At 41.4% G+C, this 5,185-nt stretch carries 6 protein-coding genes; all 6 read right to left on the bottom strand.

The window, feature by feature from the left end; genetic code table 11:
• Window positions 1-358, bottom strand: a 358-nt coding sequence (locus AB4484_RS21225; RefSeq protein ID WP_372080269.1) for a hypothetical protein, incomplete at its 3' end; no start/stop codon positions are given.
• 133 nt (window positions 359-491) lie between these two features.
• Window positions 492-1,370 carry a DUF4145 domain-containing protein gene (locus tag AB4484_RS21220; protein WP_372080267.1) on the bottom strand — a complete coding sequence of 293 codons (879 nt, stop codon included), beginning with the start codon at window positions 1,368-1,370 and terminating at the stop codon, window positions 492-494.
• Window positions 1,371-1,709: 339 nt separating this feature from the next.
• Window positions 1,710-2,378 (bottom strand): arginine ABC transporter permease ArtM, encoded by a 669-nt coding sequence (gene artM, locus AB4484_RS21215; protein ID WP_017061823.1) that lies wholly within the window; start codon window positions 2,376-2,378, stop codon window positions 1,710-1,712.
• Complete coding sequence (gene artQ, locus AB4484_RS21210) at window positions 2,375-3,061, bottom strand: arginine ABC transporter permease ArtQ (protein WP_372080265.1); 687 nt, start codon at window positions 3,059-3,061, stop codon at window positions 2,375-2,377. The genes artM and artQ overlap by 4 nt, the downstream gene beginning before the upstream one ends.
• Before the next feature lie 3 nt (window positions 3,062-3,064).
• A complete protein-coding gene (locus AB4484_RS21205; RefSeq protein WP_016795731.1) occupies window positions 3,065-3,796 on the bottom strand; it encodes a lysine/arginine/ornithine ABC transporter substrate-binding protein in 732 nt (243 codons plus the stop codon).
• 120 nt (window positions 3,797-3,916) lie between these two features.
• Entirely contained in the window at window positions 3,917-4,645 is a 729-nt protein-coding gene (artP, locus tag AB4484_RS21200; protein ID WP_032545343.1) for an arginine ABC transporter ATP-binding protein ArtP, read from the bottom strand.
• Between the last annotated feature and the right edge of the window lie 540 nt (window positions 4,646-5,185).

Here is a 5,185-nt window from a genome sequence, read left to right as displayed (position 1 = left end):
TCAAGTTGATTCGGTATAATACTTTGACAGTCAGCTTTACTGAAGAATGGCCTGCTGTATCAAGAGTATACGAGGCAATGTCACGAGCGTAGATAGGAGCAGACTCAAGGATTTTTATTGCCTTTTTATCGATTTCAACTTGATAAGCAGAATCCATTAAATACATTGACGGAGCAACACCAAAATCTAGCAACTTTTGACATTTTTCATCATTTTTATCTAGCTTGCATTCTGTAGCTACTAGCTGGAGGTTACTCATATTTTGAGACTGCTCTGCAAATTTAAAAACAGCAAACGCACAAACAAAAATGACAGCTACGACACCGAAGCCACCCCAAACTTTTATTTCATTCTTCATAAATCCCCAATTGATTAAGTAAAACTTCAGTACTCTTAACGCCTTGCTAAGTGGTGAACAAACGTATGCCACACTTGAGCAAAGCGAAAATGGCATACGTTTGGGAATCCGTCTTAAGCAATTTGTTAGGCATTTACTGAACGATATAATGTAATAGTTCGTCTTGAGAACCTTCATATTTTTCGGTTTTACCGAAAGCTATTTTTGTATATTCCTTTTTGCCAATTAGAGCATTCAACTGATCTTGAACCTTTTTAAATGAACCACTGATTCTTCTCAAGTCTTTACCTAATATAACAGCTAACGGCATCTCATCCCCTTTACTTAAGCTACCCAGTTTTTCATCTAGTAACTTAATGACCAGGTCGAAGTCTTCAATAACTTCTTCTAATTTACCCCTAGATTCTTGGTCTAAAATATATACGGTATTTAAAAGGTGCTCAATAATGACCAAAGCAGCTTCTAAAGCATCATTTGTTGGTTCTTTAATATCATGTGCTGCATCATTACCTAGAAATCGTATCGAATGAAGGCGTGTTGAATCTTTTTTTGAAATAAGACCTTTTGTAGCTAAGTTGTTGATTCTTGTGCTTAGTTCTTTACCTTTAATTTCCTGATCATTACAAACTGCTTCGATAGTTGCTCTAAAGCCAATACCCGTTAGCGTGTATGCTTTATCTCTATAAGCTTGGCATGACTCTTCGTAGATCTTTTTAACAACAAGTGGAAAACGTTTTGCACCGAGAGACCCTTTATTAGCTTTTGGGTATATTTCGTCTGATATTGGTGTTATCCACTCTCCAAACTGTTCATCAAAATATGAGATTTCATAGTCATGGTCTCGCTTTAAGAAGGACACATTTTCACAACCGCGACATTTAACAACCATATGTTCTATTTTACAGTGGTAATCAAAATCTGGGTGTGTTTCCTCTGAGTGCAAACCTTCCACATCATGCCAATTGGTTTGATTGCACTTAATACAAGTACTATGAACTTTTTCTTTTGTCATTACTAACCCATTATTTTTAATTTTATTCGCGATAACTCTGATGCATAACAGCTACTAGACTGAAAAATTCTGCATTCAAATACAGACCATTCTGTCTAGTTTCATATGCACAGTAATTTACCATGATTAATCACTGCGATTCAGTGACTTAAAACATATATAAACTCATTGAATGACAAAATGTAGAACATTTTCATATAGTATGATTTTAGAGAAAACCCTCCCGAACTGTATGTAATCACAGCACCTCTACACATACCCCAAACACAAAAAAGCCTGCCATCTATGCGAACATAAATGGCAGGCTTTATACGTTAATTAGGCTTGTGAGTGGCTAGCTTATGCGGCTTCGAATGCGAGGGCTTTCTTTTCTACTTGGCGGAAGATCAGCGTTAGTATGCCGTTTACTGCTAAGTAGAATGCGCCAGCAATGCCGAACACGGTGAGTGTGTCGTAGGTTTGGCCGTTGATACGCTGTGCGTAGCCCATTAAATCCATGATGGTGATTGTGCTTGCCAGTGACGTGCCTTTGAAGACTAGAATCACTTCGTTCGAGTAAGCTGGAACGGCGCGGCGTAGAGCGTATGGCAGTAACACTTTAAGCGTTGCTACTTTGTCCATGCCAAGTGCGCGACATGCTTCCCATTGCCCTGCTGGAATCGCGTTGAATGCGCCTCTGAACAGTAGCGTGCTGTATGCGGCGGTGTTCAAAGCTAATGCTAACATTGCACAGAACCAAGGTTGGCTTAACCAAGTCCACATGAAGCTTTCACGAATCCAATCGAACTGACCCGGGCCGTAATACACCAAGAAGATTTGAACCAACAATGGTGTGCCAGTGAACAGCGTGATGATGCCACGAGTTAACCAATGAATCGCCGGTATTCTTAGGATTAGCGTTACCGTCATCAGCAGTGACAAGATGCAACCAACAAGCAATGAAGCACCTGTGAGTTGCAGACTGGTCACTAAGCCTTCAAGCATTTGAGAGAGGTATTGTTGATTCATGCCATTGCCCCTTTGTTACCCAAACCTTGAATAGAGAACTTACCATCGATCACTTTTACCAATCTTTGGGTGATTAAAGTGATGACCAAGTAGATTGCTGCTGCTGTCGCGTACCAAGTAAATGCTTCGTGCGTTGCCGCTGATGTTAGTTGTGCTTGTTTCAGCAAATCTGTTACGCCAATCAGCGAAACTAGCGCAGTGTCTTTCAGTAACACTAACCATTGGTTGGTTAAACCTGGTAGTGCGTGTCTTACCGCCTGAGGTAACACGATACGAAAGAATGCACGAGACTGAGAAATGCCAAGCGCGCTTGCTGCTTCTCTCTGCCCTTTGCTTACTGCTTTTAATGCACCACGCAAGGTTTGCGAAGCGTAAGAAGCAAAGATAAGTGACAGTGCAACAACACCAGATAAGAACGGGCTCACTTCTATGAAGTCGCCAGTGATCATGAACAGAACTTGTGTCGAACCAAAGTAGATAAACAGTACGACCAGAATTTCTGGTAAACCACGAACAATCGTCACAAATGCAGTCGTTGGCCATTTGATTGCAATACGACGAGACATCTCGCCACTTGCAAACAAAACTGCTAGAACCAATCCAACCAATAGGCTTACGAACGCAAGCTGAGCAGTCATCCAGCTTGCTTCGACGAGCCCTAAAGAGTAACCCGTTAATTCCATAAATTACTTACCGAAGTACTTGTTGAAGATCTTGTCATATTCGCCGTTCGCTTTTACTGCTGCAAGTGCAACGTTAAGCTGGTCTACAAGTTCTTGGTTGCTCTTGTTTACTGCGATACCAAAGCCGTTACCGAAGTACTCTTGGTTTGTTACTTGGTCGCCAACGTACGTTAGGTTGTCTTCTTTCTTGAACCATTCTGCTACAACGGCTGTGTCACCGAATACAGAATCGATACGACCGTTCTTCATGTCGATGAATGCATCTTGGTAGCTTGAGTAAGGTACCGCTGTTACGCCAGTCATTTGCTCAAGTAGGAAGCTCTGGTGAGTAGAACCGTTTTGAACGCCAACACGCTTACCTTCTAGTGCTGCTTGGTCTGCTACTTTGCCTTCAAAAGAGATGAATGCTGCAGAGTTATCGTAGTAAGCGTTAGAGAAGTTCACTTGTTGAAGACGTGCTTCAGTGATGTCCATTGCTGAGATAGCGGCATCGTACCGTTTGAATTTAAGTGCAGGGATCAAGCTATCGAATGCTTGGTTGTGGAAAGTACATGTCGCTTTCATCTCTTCACAAAGTGCGTTTGCTAGGTCTACGTCAAAACCTTGGATTTGGTTGTTCTCATCCATGTATTCGAATGGTGCGTAAGTTGCTTCCATTGCGAATTTGATTTCTTCTTGAGCTGCTGCGTTGAAAGAAGCAAGGCCGATAAGTGAAGCTAGTAGAATCTTTTTCATTTTGTTACTCCGAATACTGTGTAATAGCGGCCTGTGGCCATTCTTATAATTTGATTGTTTTAATTGATGTTGTGTTTAGCTAAATCTAGTGAGTCAACTTTCTTTTAATAAGAGACTTACTTAATGAGTCAAATATTCAGCAAACTCAGGTGTCTGCGGATTAACGAATGAATCGCTGGTGCCGTGTTCGACGATGTACCCTTTCTCTAGGTACAGAACGTGGCTAGCAATCTTCTTCGCGAAATCGACTTCATGCGTCACGACCACTTGGGTAATGCCCGTTCCGCTCAATTCTTTAATAATGCTCACGACTTGGTTGGTGATCTCAGGATCAAGCGCCGCTGTTGGTTCGTCAAACAACAACACATCCGGTTTCATCATCAACGCACGTGCAATCGCAACACGCTGTTGTTGACCGCCAGACAGTTGAAGTGGCCAAGCGTCTGCTTTGTCGGCAAGTTGAAGTGTCTTTAGTACTTCTTGAGCTTGCTTAATCGCTTCTTGCTTATCCAAACCCGCAACTTTGGTTGGTGCTTCAATCAAGTTTTCCATCACCGTCATGTGTGGCCATAAGTTGTATTGCTGGAACACCATGCCGACTTTACGACGAAGTTTAAGCCCCTGCTTCTCTTGGATTTGGCTTGAAAAGTCGAATTGCTCGTTCGCAATATCTAATTCGCCGTTGTCCGCGATTTCAAGCAGGTTCAATACACGCAGTAATGAACTCTTGCCCGCGCCGCTTGGGCCAAGCAATACCAAGGTTTCGCCACTCTCACAGTCGAAACTGATGTCGTGAAGAACTTGGGTATCACCGTATGATTTGTTGATGCTCTTTACTTGAATACTCATGCCACAATACTGCATTAATTGTCATTTGTTGGTTATTCTATTCAATCCGAGGTTTTATGCAAGAAAAATGTATAAAAAACTACTTTGTTGAATTTTTGTAACAAATATTGCACAAAAAACAGTCGCTATAACTGGTCTTACAACCAAAAGTTTCAAGTCATTGATAAAGCTAATATCGAGATAAATAGCAAACGTTTTGCTATCAATTTATAAATCATTGCATGGTTGCTTGTTTATGTGTGCACTCTCCTATCAACGCTAATTTACTTGCATAAAAATTAGGGTTAAACGCCCCGCTTTCCTATCTAACTTACTGGTTCAGAATGCTTAGTTTTTCTTTAAGGTCGTTTCGAATTATTCACTTCGTGGGGAGGAAATATTGGAAATTGAGTTTCCTAGGGAGCGTCACAGCGCAATAAATGCTTTAATGGGTTCTATTCTCAACAACAATGACTTCCCAGCGAACAACGCGCAGTACAGGCAATAAGTCATAAACCATAAGCAATTAGCCATAAGCAACAAGCCATAAGCCATAAGCCA

The sequence above is a fragment of the Vibrio sp. 10N.261.46.A3 genome, from assembly GCF_041472995.1.
Lineage (GTDB): Bacteria > Pseudomonadota > Gammaproteobacteria > Enterobacterales > Vibrionaceae > Vibrio > Vibrio coralliirubri.
The sequence above is the reverse complement of the archived record's forward strand: the minus strand, read 5'-3'. Positions and strand labels throughout refer to the sequence as shown.